Origin of the sequence: Nonomuraea indica, assembly GCF_002850745.1 — a bacterium.
Lineage (GTDB): Bacteria > Actinomycetota > Actinomycetes > Streptosporangiales > Streptosporangiaceae > Nonomuraea > Nonomuraea indica.
The window spans coordinates 26084-42686 of the sequence record NZ_KZ559470.1 but is presented as its reverse complement, the minus strand read 5'-3'; the positions used below and the strand labels follow the sequence as shown (position 1 = coordinate 42686).

The window sequence follows — 16603 nt, the reverse complement described above, 5'->3', positions numbered from 1 at the left end:
TGTCTCGTGCTCCCGGTGCCCGTTTGCTGCGCTGGTCTCAAGCGCTCCCGGTTAGTGAGAGGCTCAGCAGCGGGGCACCGAGTGCCGCCTTGCCACGGCCACGGAGGGCAGCCAGTCGGGCCGTCCGCGCAGGTAGCAGGTGCAGATCCTCTTCTGTCACCTGCCGGGCGATGGCCAGCGCCGCGGCGGGATGGTTGTCCAGGATGCTGTGCGCCAGCCCGTCGAAGGGCACGAGCACGCCGTGGGGAGTCAGGTCGCGGATCCGCTGCGCCACAGCCGGTACGGAGCGCAGGTCCCTGGCTCCGGACACCACGGCGACAGGCCAGGTGAAGCTCCGCAGGGCGGCGGGCGCGTCGATGGGTTCGCCGATGAAGGAGGGAAAGCGGTCAGCGATGGAAGCGTAGGGGAGCGCGGGGTCCAGGGGGCGGCCGTCCGGCTTCTGCGCGTAGGACTCACGGAAGTAGATCACTCCGGCGAGGTCGAACTCCATGACGTAAGGGCGTACCCGAGTCAGCTCGCCGGTGACCAGGGTGGCCAGCCGATCCCAGAGCCGGCGCCTGCCCTTGCCCACTGCCATGAGCAGCTTGGACAGAAGGGGAACCCCGCCGAGCTCGTAGACGAGCGGGACCACGACGGCCGCTTCCTCATCCGTGACCTTCTCCGCCTCGACCAGGGCGCGTAGCGCCGCCGCCACGCCTCTGGCCGCAGGGTCGTCCCCGTCCCACAACAACCGGCGCAGGTACGCCCGGCAGAGATCGAAGTCGTCAACCGAGGCGTAGGTGGAGTCGAGCACCATGGCGGCCACGCGCTGCGGGTGGGCGGCACCGAGCATCTGCGCGAGATAGCCGCCATAGGAGGTGCCATAGACGACGGCGCGGTCCACAGCGCACGCGTCGAGCACCGCCACGAGGTCCTCGACCGCCGCGGTGACGGTGAGATCATCCCACCGTAGATCCACACCGGCACGGTCGCGGCGGGAGAAACCGACGCCCCGATGCTCGACCATGATCACATCGAAGCCCTGGCCCGCGGCCATACGCCGGAGTCGGCGATAGGGGAGGATCGAGCCCATCCCCGGTCCTCCTGGAATCACCAACAGGGGCGTCGCCCCTCGCCGTCCCGCCCGCACATAGGCCAGGTCGAGATTGCCGCGCGGGACACGTGCAACGCCATGGCGCCGATCACTGCGGATCTTCATGGCTTCATGAAAAACCATGACGCCACGTCAAGGTCAAGAACGAGGCGCCGGGATGTTGATCAAGGAACTGCCCTGCGGTACTGCGCCTGGTGCACCGCCACCTGCGGGAGCCGGCACCGGAGATCAGCAGGTTCAACGGGTGGGGCGCACGCCGGCGAACAGGTCGTTCTCGGGCAGGTCGACCGGCACGTGCGAGCGGGCCAGGTGATAGTCCTCGGTGGGCCACACGTCGCGTTCAACGTTCCTGTCGTGCCGCATGAAACCTCCATCCGGGTCGATCTGGGTGGCGTGCGCGAGCAGGGCCCGGTCCCGCATGCCGGAGTCCAGGCCGCGGGCGGTCATCGCGTCGTGCATCGTCTGGGAACCACGCACGGGACAGGGCGCCGTGGTAGTAGAGCTTGGCCGGTTGCCGGGGCTGCCCTGCCTCGGGGAAGCGGCCGGGGTCGCCCGCCGCGTCGAAGGCCGCGATGGTGACCTCGTGGGTTCTGATGTGGTCGGGATGCGGGTAGCCGCCGGTCTCGTCGTAGGTGATGACGACGTGCGGGCGGAACTCGCGGATCAGCGTGGCCAGCCGTACGGCCGCCTCCTCCAGCGCGATCGCGGCGAAGCAGCCCTCTGCCGGCGGCTCGGTCGGGCCGGAGTCGACGAAGCCGAGGAAGTAACCTCTGCCGATCCGGCGGCCAACAGCAGGGGTGGCAGGCCGCCGAGCTCGCCGTGCAGCGGGGACTGCGGCGCCTCGTCGGCAGGGGCGCCGGCCAGGTACTGGGCGCAGACCTGCTCCAGCACCGTGCGGTTGATCAGGTCCAGGCCGTCGTTGGTGCGCAGGGACGGGCTGGACAGGGTCAGGTCGGTCACCGGTGACACCGCGACGGTTCGGGGCAGCCGATCGGCCTTGAGAGCCAGCAGGGCAGACAGGACCAGGGTGCCGCCCGCCGACTCGCCGAACAGCACCACCTCCGGCGCCCCGGCGGCGAGCAGGCCGTCATGGGCGGCCAGCACGTCCTCCAGCGCGGCAGGAAAGGGGTGTGCCGGGGCCAGCCGGTAGTCCAGCGCGAACACCGGGCGGCCGGTCGCCACGGACAGGTGGTGGGCAAGCAGCCGTTCGGCGTGCGGCTCTGTGTGGGCGAAGCCGCCTCCGTGCACGTACAGCAGCACCCCGGCGTCGGCAGCGGACCGCCCGGAGGCATTCACCCACCGCCCCGCCGGGACGCTCGCGCTGGGCAGCGCCGGCGTCGTGTCGGCGTCGGCCGGCAGATCGGGAACGCCGTCCGCCAGCAACGCGAGCCGGCCCCTGACAGCGGCGATCTCTTCGGGTGTGGCACGGATATCCACGAACGTCCTCCTTCAGCTCGTCGTACGGCTGGAGCGCGGTCCGTCGAACCCCCAGGAGATGATTTACCGGGGCGATCCGGCTACCTGCTGGACGACGATCTCGCCGAAGTCGGGGCCCGGGACGAAGCTGGTCGGGTGGGTCCGTACCGGCGGCCGGGCGAGACGGTGGTCCAGCCGCCCGATGCGGAGATCCACGCGCACTCCACTCGATAGATGATAGACCAAAATTTAGGTCATACATAAAAATATGTCGAGTAAGTGCTTAGGTTGGACCGAGTGTAAAGCGGCGCCTCGTCGCGCTGCCCGGTGATCTGCGAGGCGAGCACCGCGAGGTGCGCATTCACCCCCACGCCCGGTCCTCGCTGCCGCGCGGGGCGATCGAGAACGCGGCCCGCGCGGTCGGGCCGCTGGGGCCGGAGGGCCTGCGGCGCGCGGTCGCGCCGACGCCGGCCTGGTGCGGCTCGTCGCGTTCGGCGCGATCACGGCGACGGCTCACACCGAGGCAGCCGTCACGGCCTCGCGGGGGCACCGCAGGCTCCCGGTGTGACGTGCCGCCGGCCCGCGACGCTGCTCCGGGCACCCGGACGGAGCGGGCGGTCAGAAGACGTTGACGAGGACGACGTAGACGGCGGTGCCGATCCCTACGCTCAGGATCGTGCGGCGGCCGGAGGCGAGGTGGACGCCCGCGGTGACGGCGACCGCGAGCAGCGCGTACGGCGCCGCGTGCGGGTCGGCGGCGATGGTGCCGTGCAGGGCGGTCACGGCGAGGATCGCCAGAATGCCCACCGGCATCCACACCGACAGCTGCCGCACGGTCGCCGAGGCACGCAGCGGCCGCAGGGCCGCGAACGGGACGGCGCGCAGGGCGAGGGTGATGGTGAAGACGATCGCCAGGACGGCGATCAGGTACGCGGTGTCAGGCATCGGCGGCCTCCGCGACGGGCCGGCGGGCGGTGAGCGCGTGACGGGCCAGCAGGAGGCCGACGAACAGCAGCAGCGCGGTCAGCATGGCGACCTCGGGGGTGGCGGCGAGGGCGACGGCCACGCTCGCGCCGGCGAGCAGCACCGCGGGGATCTGGCCGCGGGAGCGAAAAGCGTCCAGGGTGAGCACGGTGAACAGGGCGCACAGGGCGAACTCCAGTCCCTTGACCGGCGCGGGCATGGCCGCGCCGACGGCGACGCCGGCCAGGCCGCCGCCCACCCAGTAGGTCTGGCAGGCCATCTGCATCGCCAGCGTCCGTGGTGCCGAGCGTTCCGCCTCGGACAGGGAGGCGTTGACGGCGTACGCTTCGTCGATCAACGCGTAGACGGCGTACGCCTTCGCCACCGGGTTCCTGATCAGGTGCAGGGGGAAGGAGAAGGCGTAGAACACGTGCCGGAAGTTGATCACCAGCGCGGTCGTCGCGACGGCGGCGAGCGGTGTGACGGTGGCCATCATGCCCACCAGCAGCAGGTCCAGGGAGCCGGCGAACGCGGCCAGGGACAGCGCGGGTGCGAGCCACCAGGGCAGGCCGGCCTGGACGACGAGCAGGCCGAGGGCGATGCCCAGCGGGAAGATCCCCAGCCCCGCGGAGAAGGAGTCACGTACCCCCGCGGCGATCTGCTGCCGCCGGGTGACCGGGGCCCACCCGCCGGCCGGCGCGGTGATCTGGGGGGAGATATCTGGTTGCACCGCACCATGGTCTCGCAGAAGCCGCGCCATATGGTTGCACATGTTGCTCATCGAGGAGCTGATACGGCAATCTTCTATGCATGGACGCGCTGGACAGAGCAATCATCGCCGAGCTGGAGCAGAACGGCCGGCTGACGAACGTCGAGCTGGCCCAGCGGGTCGGTCTCACCACCGGTCCGTGTCTGCGGCGCGTCCAGCGGCTGGAGGCCGAGGGCGTCATCCGTGGCTACCGGGCGGTCATCGACCCCGGCGCCGTGGGCCGGTCGTTCGAGGTCCTGATCGACCTCACCCTCGACACCCAGGACGCGGAGACCGTCGAGCACTTCGAGCAGACCCTGGCGCGGGCCGAGGAGGTCGTCGAGCTGCGCCGGCTGTTCGGCAGCCCCGACTACTTCGTGCGCGTGGCGGTCGCCGACCTGGCCGCCTACGAGACCTTCCTCACCCGGCACGTCATGACCATCCCGCGCGTCAGGGGCATCTCCTCGCGCTTCACCATGAAGAACGTCAAACCGGCCCGCTGACCCGGGCGCCCCCGAAGCGGGGGCGGGTCCGGGCCGCGCCGCGCGCCACGGGGTGCGCCGCCGCGCTCGCGGAGACCACGCTCAGGGTGTCAGGTCCTCGCTCCGGAGGGCGAGCGCCCGCCCGGCGGGGAGGTCGCGGACGAAGCTCCGCAGGAACGCGTTGACCTGGGCGAAGTCTCCGCCGCCTGCCAGGTCGTCGATCCAGAGGTAGAGCTGCTCCTCGACCTCGGTCACCCGGCGGGCCAGCCGGGCGCCCTCCTCCGTCAGCGACAGCTCGACGTGCCGACGGTCGTGCGCGGAGACGTTCCGGTGCACCAGCCCCGCCGCCACCAGCCGGTCCACGAGCCGGCTCGGGCTGTTGCCGCTCTCGCAGACGAGCAGCTCGCCGAGCCCGTTGAGAGTCAGCCGGCGGCGCTCGTCGAGCACGCGGATCACCTCGGCCTGCGACGGGGTGACGCCGAGCGGCTTGAGTGCCTGGCCGAGGAGCCGGTTGCCCTCGCGTTGCGCGGCCAGGACGAGATAGCGGAACTCCTCAGCCGGACGCATGGAGGTCATTATCCACGCTCTGCCGCCGCCATGGCCCGCGCGGCGGCCAGGGCGGTGGCGGCCCCCGGATCGTGGGCGGCGAGGACGGCCAGCCCGGGATGGCGCTCGCGCAGCTCGTTGACCATGCGCGTGGTGTCGGCGAGCTCTCCCCGGTCTCCCACGCCGGGCACGTGTCCCGCCTCCAGCAGCCGGGTGTCGTAGGTGAGGTCGCCGACCATGAGCAGCGGCGCCCGGCCGGGGGCGCGCACCAGCATGGACAGCGAACCGGGGGTGTGCCCGGGGGTGGGCAGCAGCACCAGGCTTCCGTCGCCGAACAGGTCGTGACCCGACGTGAACGGCGCGATGGACGGGTCCCCCAGCGGCTCGGGCTCCGCGCGGCGCCAGCGCAGGCCGGGCACGTCGATGTGCGAACGCAGCAGGCCGCGCAGCTCGGGGAGGGGCTCGGCGAGGCTCGCCCACTCGCGCCCGCTGACCACGATCTCGGCGTGCGCCAGCTCGCGCAGCCCGCCGATGTGGTCCTGGTGCAGGTGGGAGAGCACCGCCATGCGCATGTCGCGGATGTCGTGGCCGAGGGCGGCGAGCTGCGCGGTGAGGGTCTGCTCCGGAGCGATCTCGAAGCGGGCCAGCCGGTCGTACATCACGCCGGTGACCCCGCCGGGGAAGTAGCCGCGGTCGGTGACCGAGGCCCGGTCCTGGCCGGTGTCGAACAGCACCAGCCCCTCGCGGTGCTCGACCACGTACACGTTGATCGGCAGCGGCGGGGTCCACCGGCGTGAGGTGAACAGCCACCAGTAGAGGGGCTTGCGCGTCGCCGCGACGTGCTCGGGGTGGATCGACACCGAACCGGTGCTGAGCATGGAGACCTGCTTGATGGGGCTCGTGTTCGTCATGGCATCTATATTACACGACATCTATGTTGTGTCATCTATTGGAGGTGAGAGAGGGCCGCGGATGCCCGCGGCCCTCTCTCACGCGGCGGTCAGGAACGGCCGCTCGTGGTCTTGCGCCAGTGGAACCCGCCCGGCAGGTTGACCGCGAGGGTGCGGCGGCCGTCGGCGTTGCGGGTGACCCGGAACAGGCGGTTGCCCCAGCTGTGGCCGACGCCGCCCCGGGAAAGGTTCAGCCGGAACGGCCCCATTTTGATCGACTTCCGGTAGCTCCAGCCCATCGTTCTTCCTCCATGAGTGCGGAACGAGGATCAGCTACCCCGGAGAACCGAGATATATCGGGTTCAGTAATGGCGGTGGCGCCTGCGGCCGAACGACCTGGTCACGTGGAAACCCCCGGGCAGGCGGACGGACACGTGGCGGCGGCCGTCGGGGGTGGTGGTTACGTGCAGCCCGCGGCCGCCGAAACTGTGGCTCACCCCGTGCCGCGACAGGTTGATCCGGAACGGCCCAAGCTTGATCGACTTGTGGTAGTGCCAGCCCATGTCCCCTCCTCTGGCATCGCGCTTCCCCTGGCACAACGAGCGGGCGGCCGCCCCGGTTCCGTGGCCGTCACACCACGATCGCCACCAGGAGGGCGAGGAGCAGGACGTGGAGGATGGCCGCCGCCCGTGACCGGGCGTCCCTCTCGCCGGGCCCGCGCACCTCCGGTCAGTCCCCGGCCGGCAGGCCCGCGTGCCGCTCGAGGCGTTCGATCCGCTCGACGAGTGGCCTGAGCTCGGCGCGCAGGGCCGCCGCCAGGGCGGCGGGCGCGGCGGGCGGCTGGGCGGATCCCCCGGTCCCGCCGCCCGTGTCTTCGCCTGGCTCTCCGCCCGCCGCGCCCGCCCCCGCCCGGGTCTGGGCGCGCAGGTGCACGTAGCCGGCCAGGGCCGCCACCACGGCCCGGCGCACCGGCCGCGGCTCCGCCCCGAGCGCGCGCAGCACCTGCCCGGCTGTGCCGTCGGGTTCGGCGGCCAGCCCGAGCAGCAGGTGCTCGCAGCCGATGTAGTTGTGGCCGAGCGAGGTCGCCTCCGTGACGGCGAACTCCAGCGCGGCCGCCGCCGGGACGCTCAGTCTCGGTCCGTCTCCGTCCGCCGGGGCGTCACCCTCGGCGACGGGCTGCCGGGCGAGGTGTCGTTCGGCCGTCCGGGGCTCGACCTCGATCGCGCGCAGGACGTGCAGCGCCAGGTTGGTCCCCTCGGCCAGCAGGCCGCCGAGCAGGTGACCGGTGCCGACGACCGGCGCGCCGTCCGCGCGGGCGCGCTCGACGGCCAGACCGAGCACGGCGCGGGCGCGGGCGGTCAGGTACGCCAGCGAGCCGGTCGGCTGGTCGAGGTCGAGATCGGTCAGCGCGGTCTGCCGGATGGCGGTGATCCGGCGCACGGCCTGCTCCAGGGCCCGCTGGCAGACCGCGGAGACGGGCACGCCGGCCTCCTTGACCGCCTCGGCCAGGTCGTCGGGGAGGTAGACGTTGATCTTCGGCATAACCCCGAGCATAACCCCATGAGGGGTTACATGGAAAGGGTGATGGTGCCCCGCCGGCCAGGCCCGCCCGAGGTTCGGTTGTGCCTGGCCGCCGGGGAGTGCTCGTCAGACGGTCGCTGCCTCGGCTCGGAGGGCGGTGGGCCGCGGGGTGAGGAGGCCCGCGCGGGATCGGAGCTCCGCTGTGGCGGCCGCGAGGTCGGACGCGCCGGCGATCGTGGTGTTGTCCTCGTAGACGACCCCGGCCGGCGGGGCGTCGGCGCCGACCGGGTCGGCGTCCCAGAAGTTGCCCCGGAAGACGACGTTCTCCAGCGGCGGGGACACGTGCAGGATGGCCGTGCTGTCCGCGCGGGCCACCACGTTCTCCTCGATGATGACCCAGGACGCGCCGTAGTCGGCGTACAGGCCGAAGTTGTACGGGGTGCGCGTGTCCTGGATGACGTTGCCCCGGACGACCGCGGCGTCGTCGAGCGAGCCACCCTGCGGGCCGGCCAGGTAGACGCCGCCGCCGTCGGCCAGCGCGCCCATCGTGCCGGTGGTGAGGTTGCCCACGATGCGGGTGCCACGGCCGGGCCCGGCGACGATCCCGCAGTGCGGCACGTCGGCGACGTGGTTGTGCGCCACCGTGCACCGCTCGGTGCCGGTCAGCGCGATGCCGGGGGAGCCGGGGTAGTCGAGGCCGATGTGCCGCACCAGGTTGTCCTCCAGCAGGACGCCCTGACCACCGGTGACGACGACACCCCCGGCCGCCAGGGTGTCGAAGTCGCACCCGCGCACCGTGACGCCGGCGCCGCCGGACACGCCGAGCGCGGTGGCGCCGAGCCGCGTGAAGTGGCAGCCCTCGACCCGTACGTCTGACACCTCCTCGAACGTCACGCACGCGGGAATCGTCACCATCTCCTGCGGCACGGTCACCGACGCCCCCTCGCCGAACGCGACGGTGTCGACCGGCCCGCCGACGTGGAAACCGCTCCCGTGGTAGTGCAGGAACCCGTCGGGACCGCCGGGCCGCAGCCAGGTGGCGTCGGCGAACGTCAATCCGCGGAACGTGACGTCGCGGGCCCCGAGGACCCGCACCAGCGTCTCCAGAGCGGGCGCCACCACGTGGGTGCGGTCCGGGCGCTCGCCCGGCCGCGGCAGGTAGATCAGGACGTGGTGGCCGGGGCGTGAACGGTCGAGGACGAACGTGCCGGGCTCGGTGAGGAACGCGGCGTCGTTCTCCACGCGGGTCGGCAGGCCGGGCCCCCGGGACGTCCGGCCCTCCCAGGTGGAGTTGTAGAGGTCGAGGGCACGGCCGAAGGCCGGCTGCGCCATGCTGATCACCGTCCGGCCGTCGCCGTCCCGGGAGACCGAGGCGACGCCGATGCGGGCCTCGGTCCACGGATAGACGCCCCGGTGCACGAACTCGACGTCGGCGGGGCTGTGCCAGCCGAGCGGCGTCGCGTCGGCGGTGAGGTAACCGGTCTCGGTCATGGAGACCTCGCCGGGCAGGCCGTCGATCGCGGCGCGTTCGGCCCGGCGGCCGTCGACGTACAACTGGCGGGTGTCGAGGTCGCCGACGTCGGCCGACCACGCGCCGCTCCGCTCCCGCCAGCCGGAGACCGTCCGGCCGCCGCTGATCACGACCTTCTCCTGCCCGGCCGTGCCGTACCCGTGGGGCTCGTAGACGACGCGGTGGCCGTCGCGGCCCGAGTCGGCCGCGGTCAGCTCCAGGGGCGCGGTGAGCAGGTGCGTGCCCGCCCGCAACCGGACGGTGATCTCGCCCGTGAGGCCGCGCGCGGCGCGGCGGGCGCGGTCGAGGGTGGCGAACGGTCGCTCCAGCGTGCCGGGCGCCGAATCGTCCCCGTCGGGGGCGACGAATAATTCAGGCATGAGGATCCCCTCGATCGTGCGTGTTTACGGTGTACACAAGGTATATACCATAAACATGGTGAGAGACGAGGCGGCCGATCCCGATCGCGTGGTGGAGTTGCTGTGGCGGCGGCGGGGCGCGGACGCGGAGCCGAGGACGGGGCTGAGCCTGGACCGGATCGTCCGGGCGGCCGTGGAGCTGGCCGACGCCGAAGGGCTGGCGGGCCTGTCCATGCGGAAGGTGGCCGACCGGCTCGGCTTCACCACGATGTCGCTCTACCGGCACGTGCCCGGCCGGGACCAGCTCGTCGACCTGATGCGCGACGCGGTCATGGGCGAGCCGGCCGAGGACGGCCGGCCGGGGGAGGGCGGGTGGCGCGAGCGGCTGGAGGCGTGCGCGCGCCGGAGCTGGGAGCTGCGCCGGCGCCATCCGTGGCTGGCCGAGGTGCGCGGATCCCGTCACGTCCCCGGCCCCAACGGCGTCGCCCACTACGAGCGCATGCTCGGCGCGCTCGACGGCACCGGCCTGGCCCCGGCCGAGGTGGTCGCCGTGGTCGGCCTCGTCTCACGCTTCGTCGACGCCGAAGCGTCTCTGCTGGTGGAGGCGGCGGAGACCGAGCGCAGCAGCGGGGTGAGCGAGGCGGAGTGGTGGGGCGCGCGTGGGACGCTGTTCGACCGGCTGGGCGACTATCCGACGATCACCCGGCTGTGGGAGGCGGGCGCCTACGACCGGCCGGTCGACCCGTTCGGGTTCGGCCTGGCGAGGCTCCTGGACGGCGTCGAACTGCTCATCCAACAACGTTACGAAACGCGTGACGAAATCGCGGGGTGTCCGGAGTGCGGCGCCCCTGTGGAGCGGCCCGCCTCCGGGCGGCCCCGCGCGTACTGCTCGGCCGCCTGCCGCCAGCGCGCCTACCGGCGGCGCAGGTCGTCCCCTGAATGACGGGCGGGAGGCGAAGGACGGCGCGGCGCGGCGTGGCGCGGCGCGGGACGGCGTGCAAAAGGGCAGCGTGCCCGGCGGGTGCCGGACACGCTGCGGAGGAGGGCCTGACGGCCCGGGTCAGCCGGTGGTGAGGGTCAGCCCGTAGGCGCCCAGGATCTCGTTGACCGGCTGGTGGTAGGTCGTCCCGCCGACGCTGCAGTTGCCGGAGCCGCCGGAGGTCACGCCCTGGGCCTGGCTGCCCGAGATGAACGAGCCGCCGGAGTCACCCGGCTGGGCGCAGGCGCTGGTGCGGGTCAGGCCGTAGACGCTGCCCTGCGGGTAGGTCACGGTGGCGTTGTGCTGCTGGATGATGCCGCAGCGCCAGCCGGTGGTCGAGCCGGAACGGCAGATCGAGGCGCCGACCGAGGCCTGCTGGGAGCCGCGCACGGTCACCATCGCGCCGCCGGAGCCGCGCACGTACGGCGTGGGGGTGTTGCCGGGAGCGGCGACCCAGGCGTAGTCGTTGCCCGGGAACGACGAGCCCTGGAAGGTGCCCGTCGGGTTGGTCGTCCGGGAGCCGGCCCTGCCGCAGTGACCGGCGGTGACGAAGCCGGGGGTGGAGCCGCGCGTCACCGAGAAGCCGACGCTGCACCGGCTCGAGCCGATGTAGTAGGCGCTGCCGCCGATGATGTTGATGAACGGCTGCGGCTTCTCGGCGCTCACCTGCACGCGGACCAGGTTGCGGTCGACGCGGGCCGCCGCGGCCAGGGCGTCACCGGCCTCCTGGGTGGGGGCGTTGATGACGACGCTGTTGGCCGCCACGTCGACGTACCACAGCGTCGCCCCGGTCCTGGCCTGCTCCGCGACCCGGTCGAGCTGGCCCTTGATCGCGTTCAGCTGCTCCAGGGAGCGGGAGACGACGACCGGCGTGGCGCCCTGCGCCTCGATGCCGGGAGCGGCCGCCGCGTCCGTGGTGGCGACCATCAGCTTGGAGGCGTCCTCGTTCAGCCACGCGCCGCCGAACGACGAGCCGAGCGTGGTGCTGAGCCGCGACTCGGCCACGGCCGCGCGCTGCTCGTTGGCCAGCCGCTGGACGGCCTGCTGCTCGGAGATGCCGAGGTCGCGTTCGAGCGCGTCGATCATGCCGGGCGGGGCGGTTGCCTGGGGAGCGGGGTCTGCGGCGGCAGGGGTGAGGGGGGTGGCCAGACAGGCGGCCATGATGGTGGCGCCTACCAGACCCATGCGCTTACTCCACATGTGCACTCCTTTGTGGGGGGTGCTGTCAAGTTATCGGCTGGTATGGATCCGGCTAGATGTCAAAGGTCATCTATTACGGTGTTATGGACGCGCGGCTCATGGCGTGCGCCGCGGCCCTAACTCGCTGACCTCGAAGTTCGCCCGATGTCGGATCATCGTACGATCATCCGGCCACGATCCGTCGGACCTCGCGCACCAGCGTGGCGGCCCGCGTGACCGTCTCGCCGATCTCCCGCCGCGAGGTCCCGATCGCGCCCAGCACCGCCTGTGCCCGCGCCGCGAACCTCTCCGGCGCCGCCGGCAGCCGGCCGGCCGACGCGACCATCCCCTTCTCGTTGATCAGCCATCGGCCCGCGTGCCCGTGCAGCGCCTGGCAGGCCACGCCGATCGCCCGGAACAGGCAGCCCGCCGCGTACGCGGGGTCCTCTCCGGACGTGCCGTAGCCCGCCAGCCGCACCGCGAAGTCCGCCTCCCACAGCCCGGCCACCAGAGCCTCGCCGAGCGCCGCAGGGTACGAGCGAGCCGCCTCGCGCAGCGCGGTCACCTCCCCGCCGGGATCGGCCAGCACCCGGCACAGCGCCGCCTCACCCGCGTAGGCGTGGGAGTAGAACCCGAGAGGATGCCCGGCCTGGGCCCCGACCTCGTACCGCCCGGCCCGGCAGTCGTCCCACACCCGGTGGACGCGGTCGAGGTCGCGGTAGAGCCAGTCGACGCGCCGCCCGCGGATCGTCAGCCAGCCGCCGCCGTTCACCCACGGGCCCCAGCCGCCCGGCTCGGTGAGCTCGGCCGGCTCGTCCGCCACCCGCGCGGCCAGGGACCGCAACGCCGGCACGTCCAGCTCGCCCCGGTAGTACAGGCCCAGGTCGAAGTCCGAGTCGGGGCGGTGCGTCCCCCGCGCCCTGCTCCCGCCGAGCACCACGGCCACGACCGAGGGCACCTCCACCAACCGCCGGGCGAGCGCCCGCAGCGCCACGTCGTCCATGGGGTCGCATCCCAGCACACCCGAGCCGGGCACCGCACCCGGTTTCCGGCCCGGCCCCGGTCAGGGGGTGACGTACAGGTGGCAGGCGCGGGCCAGCAGGGGAGCGGTGGTGAAGTTGTCCTCGCACCACTGGTGCAGCAGGCCCGGTCCGGCGGGTCCGCGCGACGTGGCCCGGGGCGCCGGGCGGTCCTCGGTGGCCCCTGGCCCGCGCGCGGTCTTGCCGTTGTGCCGGCCGGGGGAGACCGGCCGCCGAGCCTCGGCCCCCGGTGCGGGGCGCGAGGGCCGTTCGCCGGCGGACCGGGGCGAGCGGTGCGCCGGCGTCCCGGCGCCTGCCCTCGCTTCGTGATCGGTCCGTACGTGCCCGGTCCGTACGGGTTCGTGTCGCGCGGCCGCGTGCCGGGGCCGGTTCTCCCGGTCCTGCCGGGTCGCCCGGGCATCCTCGCGACGCCCGGCCGCGCGCCCGGCCCGGTTCTCCCGGTCCTGGGCGGCCGGGTTCGGTGCGTACGAGCCGGGGCCGGGCACGGTCGCGTGACGAGCGCCGTCCCCGCCACGCCCGGCCGCGTGGCCGCCGCCTGGCCTGGTCGTGTGGTGGGCCTGGCCCCCGCCACGCCTGGTCGTGTGGTGGGCGTGGCCCCCGCCTGGCCTGGGAGGGTGCCCTGACCGTGCGTCCCGGGTCCGCCCGGCCTGGTGCCGCTCCCGGACCCGCGGCGCGTCCCGCCCGGTGCGCGGCGCGGACGCCCCGCTCCCGATGCGCGGCCCGGCGTCACCGAGTGCCGGGCCTCCCGCACCCGCGAGCGCTCCAGGGCGGCCGGCGGGGGAGGGCGCCGCCACCCCGCCCGGGTCCGCGCCGCCCGGCCCGTGGAGTCCCAGCCACGCCCCCAGCAGCGCCGCCGACCCCACCACCAGCAGGACGATCACCCGGGTGCGGTCCATCGCCGGCGGCGGGGCGTACTCGGGGAACGGCGCGACCGGTGCGGCCCGGCGGTACGCCGACGGCGGCCTGTCGTCACCCCGCTCATGCTTCTCCAGGTCAGCCATATCGCGCTCATTATGGGCGAGGGCACGGCGGAGGTCCCCGGCTTTGCCCCGCCTTGCCCTTCGCGAGTCGCGGCGCCGCCATCCCGAGACTTGACCAAGCGCTCGCTTGATAGTTATATCGGGGAGGGCGCACCTGTAGGCCAGCCGACACCCCCGGAGCACCATGAAGATCGATCTGCTAGAGGACACCTGGGAACGGGAAGTGCCGCACGACCAGTTCGCCTGGCTGCGCCGCAACGCCCCGGTCTACTGGCACGACGTGCCCGACGACACGGGTTTCTGGGCCGTCACGAGGTACGACGACGTCAAGTCGGTCAGCCGCGACACGCAGACCTGGTCCACCCAGGTGGGCACGGCGTTCATCCGCACCCAGACGCCGGAGTTCATCGAGGTGGCCGGGCTCATGCTGCTCAACATGGACCCGCCCAAGCAGACCCGCTACCGGCGCCTGGTCAGCGCCGGCTTCACGCCGAGGACGATCGCCCGGCTGAAGGACAAGGTCCGCGAACGCGCCGAGAGGATCGCCGACACCGTGCGGGAGAAGGACGGCGAGGTGGAGTTCGTCACCGACGTCGCCGAGTACCTGCCGTTGCAGATGATCTGCGACCTCGTCGGCGTCCCCGAGGAGGACCACGCCAAGATCTTCGAATGGTCCAACCGCATGGTGGGCTTCCAGGACCCCGACTTCCGCACCACGTTCGAGGACGGCGAGATCGCCGCCGCCGAGATCTTCGCCTACTGCGACGGGCTGGTGGACGAACGGCGCGAGCGCCCGCGCGACGACATCCTCACGGCCCTGGTGCAGGCCGAAATCGACGGTGACCGGCTGACCCGTGAGGAGATCGACGCCTTCTTCGTCATCCTGTGCGTCGCCGGCAACGAGACCACCCGCAACCTCATCGCGCACGCCATGCACGCGCTCATCGCCCACCCGGACAGCTACCGCGAGCTGGCCGCCAACCTCGACGACGAGGGCCTGTGGCGCACCGCCACCGAGGAGTTCCTGCGCTGGGGCTCCTCCATCCACAACTTCCGGCGCACCGCGACCCGCGACACCGTCCTGCGCGGCCGGCGCATCGCCGAGGGTGAGAAGGTGGTGACGTTCTACATGTCCGCCAACCGGGACGAGGACGTCTTCCCCGACCCGTACACCTTCGACATCCACCGCACCCCGAACGACCACGTGACCTTCGGCGGCGGCGGCCCGCACTTCTGCCTGGGTGCCAACCTCGCCCGGCTGCAGATCTCCAGCATGATCAGGGAACTGCTGCGCCGCTTCCCCGCGGCCGAGCACACGGGTCCGGTACGCAGGATGCGCTCCGACTTCATCAACGGCATCAAGCACATGCCGCTGCGCTTCGACACCGGGAGCTGAACCCGGGCGGAGCGAAAACCGGTGGATCGACGACGAGGCCCCGGCCAGACTGGCCGGATGACCGGAGATCGACTGGTGACGGCCGCGGCGACGGGCGCGGCCGGGAAGGTCGCGCGGCTGCTCGACCAGGGCGTGTCCCCCGACACGCCGGACGGGTCCGGCAGCACGGCCCTCTACCTGGCCGCCTTGCGCGGGGACGCCGGGATCGTACGGATGCTGCTCGCCGCCGGCGCCGACCCCGACCGGGAGAGCGGCGGAGAGAGCGAGGGGCTGCCCCTGTGCGCCGCCGCGTGCTGGGGGCATGCCGAGGCGGTCGCCGCCCTGCTGGACGGCGGCGCCGATCCCGGCCGCCGTGAGGGCGGCGCGGGCAGCGCGATGACCGCGCTGCACTGGGCGGCGGCCAACGGGCACCTGGCCGTCGTGACGGCCCTGCTCGAACGGGGCGCCGACCCCGACCCGGCCGGCCCCACCGGGCGCACGCCCCTCTCACACGCCGCCGAGCGGGGCCTGGCCGCCGTGGTCGGCGCGCTGCTCCGTCACGGCGCCGACCCCGCCGCGGCCGACGAGCGCGGCCTGCGCCCCGCCGACCTCGCCCGGCGCCACAGGGGAGGCGACCTCGAGGCCAGGCTGGGCGAGCAGGCCGCGGAGCACGCGCCGCCGGGAGCCAGGGTGACGCTCCGCCGGGAACGGGGCGAGGGCGGCGACGAACGGGTGGTGGCCGAGGTCCGCGACGCGGACGGGAATCCGCGGTCGGAGCGCTGGATCGGCACCGGTCACGCCGAGGTGGTGCGCCTCCTGGAGGCCCGGCCGGCCGTGTGACCGGCCCTCAGCGGGAGGCCACGGCCCGCTCCCCGGACGAGGTCCGTCCGGCGTCGTCCTCGACGGGCCGGCTCCCCGCGACGTCGTCGTCCCGGGCGGGCCGGGGCTCGATGTCCGCCTCCGACAGGTCGCGGTGGGTGAACATGTCGATCAGCGCCTGCACCGGCATCTGCGCCTCGGTCGGGTGCCGGAAGGTCTGGCGTGCGTCGATCGTGTAGTGATTGCGCCGCCCCACCCGCACCGGATCGAGGTACCCGGCTTCCTTGAGGTCGGTCACGATGCCCTGCGCGGCGCGCTCGGTGATGCCGATCGCGGCGGCGATGTCGCGGACGCGCACCTGCGGGTTGCGGGCGATCGCCAGCAGTACGCGGGCATGGTTGGTGAGGAAGGTCCAGCGTGGCCCATCATCAGCGATCTTGCTCATGCAGCTCACTCCCCGGTGGCCCCCGGCGGGTCCGCCATGCGCCGGGACGATCCACGGAAGATTTTATACCGAAAAATCTTTCCTGTATTCTCTTGCACGCCTAACCTTAGGGGTTACACGAACCACTGCCAAGAAGAGTGAACGCAAGCGCGAGGGACGATCGCATGTGCACAGGTGTTCGCGTCATCGCCGTGACGTCCGCCCCCTGCCCGTTCACGGCGCGGTGAGTCGTGGGAGGCCGCTCTTCTGAGCTTGACC

The 16603-nt window shown here is 72.8% G+C and carries 21 protein-coding genes; 4 read left to right on the top strand and 17 right to left on the bottom strand.

Features of this window, described 5'->3' with window-relative positions; all coding sequences use genetic code 11:
- Nucleotides 1-37: 37 nt before the first annotated feature.
- The 7 genes from CXR44_RS15015 to CXR44_RS14995 all read right to left on the bottom strand — a co-directional run bounded on the left by CXR44_RS15015 (nt 38) and on the right by CXR44_RS14995 (nt 4202).
- Nucleotides 38-1198 (bottom strand): alpha/beta hydrolase, encoded by a 1161-nt coding sequence (locus CXR44_RS15015; RefSeq protein WP_180903430.1) that lies wholly within the window; start codon nt 1196-1198, stop codon nt 38-40.
- Nucleotides 1199-1433: 235 nt separating this feature from the next.
- Complete coding sequence (locus CXR44_RS15010; RefSeq protein ID WP_245899211.1) at nt 1434-1871, bottom strand: PIG-L family deacetylase; 438 nt, start codon at nt 1869-1871, stop codon at nt 1434-1436.
- The gene (locus tag CXR44_RS15005; RefSeq protein ID WP_245899171.1) at nt 1757-2530 is read right to left on the bottom strand and encodes an alpha/beta hydrolase fold domain-containing protein; all 774 of its coding nucleotides are present in this window, start codon (nt 2528-2530) and stop codon (nt 1757-1759) included. Before CXR44_RS15005 ends, CXR44_RS15010 begins: the two co-directional genes overlap by 115 nt.
- A gap of 63 nt (nt 2531-2593) precedes the next feature.
- Nucleotides 2594-2725: a hypothetical protein gene (locus tag CXR44_RS41690; protein ID WP_281260278.1), complete on the bottom strand. Its 132-nt coding sequence runs from the start codon at nt 2723-2725 to the stop codon at nt 2594-2596.
- A 145-nt stretch (nt 2726-2870) separates the two neighbouring features.
- Entirely contained in the window at nt 2871-3059 is a 189-nt protein-coding gene (locus tag CXR44_RS38900; RefSeq protein WP_144069967.1) for a hypothetical protein, read from the bottom strand.
- A 68-nt stretch (nt 3060-3127) separates the two neighbouring features.
- Nucleotides 3128-3454 (bottom strand): branched-chain amino acid transporter permease, encoded by a 327-nt coding sequence (locus tag CXR44_RS15000; protein ID WP_101786667.1) that lies wholly within the window; start codon nt 3452-3454, stop codon nt 3128-3130.
- Nucleotides 3447-4202 carry an AzlC family ABC transporter permease gene (locus CXR44_RS14995; RefSeq protein ID WP_245899170.1) on the bottom strand — a complete coding sequence of 252 codons (756 nt, stop codon included), beginning with the start codon at nt 4200-4202 and terminating at the stop codon, nt 3447-3449. Before CXR44_RS14995 ends, CXR44_RS15000 begins: the two co-directional genes overlap by 8 nt.
- Nucleotides 4203-4282: 80 nt before the next feature.
- Between CXR44_RS14995 and CXR44_RS14990 the strand changes: the two genes are divergently transcribed.
- Complete coding sequence (locus CXR44_RS14990; protein ID WP_101786665.1) at nt 4283-4723, top strand: Lrp/AsnC family transcriptional regulator; 441 nt, start codon at nt 4283-4285, stop codon at nt 4721-4723.
- Between the two features lie 81 nt (nt 4724-4804).
- On the opposite strand, the gene CXR44_RS14985 is transcribed toward CXR44_RS14990, so the two are convergent.
- The 6 genes from CXR44_RS14985 to CXR44_RS14960 all read right to left on the bottom strand — a co-directional run bounded on the left by CXR44_RS14985 (nt 4805) and on the right by CXR44_RS14960 (nt 9549).
- Nucleotides 4805-5269, bottom strand: coding sequence for a MarR family winged helix-turn-helix transcriptional regulator (locus tag CXR44_RS14985; RefSeq protein ID WP_101786953.1), 465 nt, complete (start codon nt 5267-5269; stop codon nt 4805-4807).
- 8 nt (nt 5270-5277) lie between these two features.
- Nucleotides 5278-6159, bottom strand: a complete 882-nt coding sequence (locus CXR44_RS14980; protein WP_101786664.1) for an N-acyl homoserine lactonase family protein — start codon at nt 6157-6159, stop codon at nt 5278-5280.
- 89 nt (nt 6160-6248) lie between these two features.
- A complete protein-coding gene (locus CXR44_RS14975; protein WP_101786663.1) occupies nt 6249-6437 on the bottom strand; it encodes a DUF4236 domain-containing protein in 189 nt (62 codons plus the stop codon).
- A 63-nt stretch (nt 6438-6500) separates the two neighbouring features.
- Nucleotides 6501-6701 carry a DUF4236 domain-containing protein gene (locus tag CXR44_RS14970; protein ID WP_101786662.1) on the bottom strand — a complete coding sequence of 67 codons (201 nt, stop codon included), beginning with the start codon at nt 6699-6701 and terminating at the stop codon, nt 6501-6503.
- A gap of 166 nt (nt 6702-6867) precedes the next feature.
- Entirely contained in the window at nt 6868-7680 is an 813-nt protein-coding gene (locus CXR44_RS14965; protein WP_101786661.1) for a Clp protease N-terminal domain-containing protein, read from the bottom strand.
- 105 nt (nt 7681-7785) lie between these two features.
- A complete protein-coding gene (locus CXR44_RS14960; RefSeq protein ID WP_101786660.1) occupies nt 7786-9549 on the bottom strand; it encodes a right-handed parallel beta-helix repeat-containing protein in 1764 nt (587 codons plus the stop codon).
- A 55-nt stretch (nt 9550-9604) separates the two neighbouring features.
- Here CXR44_RS14960 and CXR44_RS14955 point away from each other — a divergent pair, with 55 nt between their 5' ends.
- Nucleotides 9605-10471: a TetR/AcrR family transcriptional regulator gene (locus CXR44_RS14955; RefSeq protein WP_101786659.1), complete on the top strand. Its 867-nt coding sequence runs from the start codon at nt 9605-9607 to the stop codon at nt 10469-10471.
- A 117-nt stretch (nt 10472-10588) separates the two neighbouring features.
- Here the strand turns inward: CXR44_RS14955 and CXR44_RS14950 are convergent, their stop codons facing one another.
- The 3 genes from CXR44_RS14950 to CXR44_RS14940 all read right to left on the bottom strand — a co-directional run bounded on the left by CXR44_RS14950 (nt 10589) and on the right by CXR44_RS14940 (nt 13727).
- Complete coding sequence (locus tag CXR44_RS14950; RefSeq protein ID WP_245899169.1) at nt 10589-11692, bottom strand: S1 family peptidase; 1104 nt, start codon at nt 11690-11692, stop codon at nt 10589-10591.
- A 178-nt stretch (nt 11693-11870) separates the two neighbouring features.
- A complete protein-coding gene (locus tag CXR44_RS41685) occupies nt 11871-12689 on the bottom strand; it encodes a nucleotidyltransferase domain-containing protein (RefSeq protein WP_101786657.1) in 819 nt (272 codons plus the stop codon).
- A gap of 60 nt (nt 12690-12749) precedes the next feature.
- Nucleotides 12750-13727, bottom strand: coding sequence for a hypothetical protein (locus tag CXR44_RS14940; protein WP_101786656.1), 978 nt, complete (start codon nt 13725-13727; stop codon nt 12750-12752).
- 163 nt (nt 13728-13890) lie between these two features.
- On the opposite strand from CXR44_RS14940, the gene CXR44_RS14935 reads away from it, so the two are divergent.
- Both CXR44_RS14935 and CXR44_RS14930 read left to right on the top strand, forming a co-directional pair.
- A complete protein-coding gene (locus CXR44_RS14935; RefSeq protein WP_101786655.1) occupies nt 13891-15102 on the top strand; it encodes a cytochrome P450 in 1212 nt (403 codons plus the stop codon).
- A 57-nt stretch (nt 15103-15159) separates the two neighbouring features.
- The gene (locus CXR44_RS14930) at nt 15160-15921 is read left to right on the top strand and encodes an ankyrin repeat domain-containing protein (protein ID WP_101786654.1); all 762 of its coding nucleotides are present in this window, start codon (nt 15160-15162) and stop codon (nt 15919-15921) included.
- A gap of 7 nt (nt 15922-15928) precedes the next feature.
- Here the strand turns inward: CXR44_RS14930 and CXR44_RS14925 are convergent, their stop codons facing one another.
- Nucleotides 15929-16345: a helix-turn-helix transcriptional regulator gene (locus CXR44_RS14925; RefSeq protein WP_101786653.1), complete on the bottom strand. Its 417-nt coding sequence runs from the start codon at nt 16343-16345 to the stop codon at nt 15929-15931.
- Nucleotides 16346-16603 lie beyond the last annotated feature (258 nt).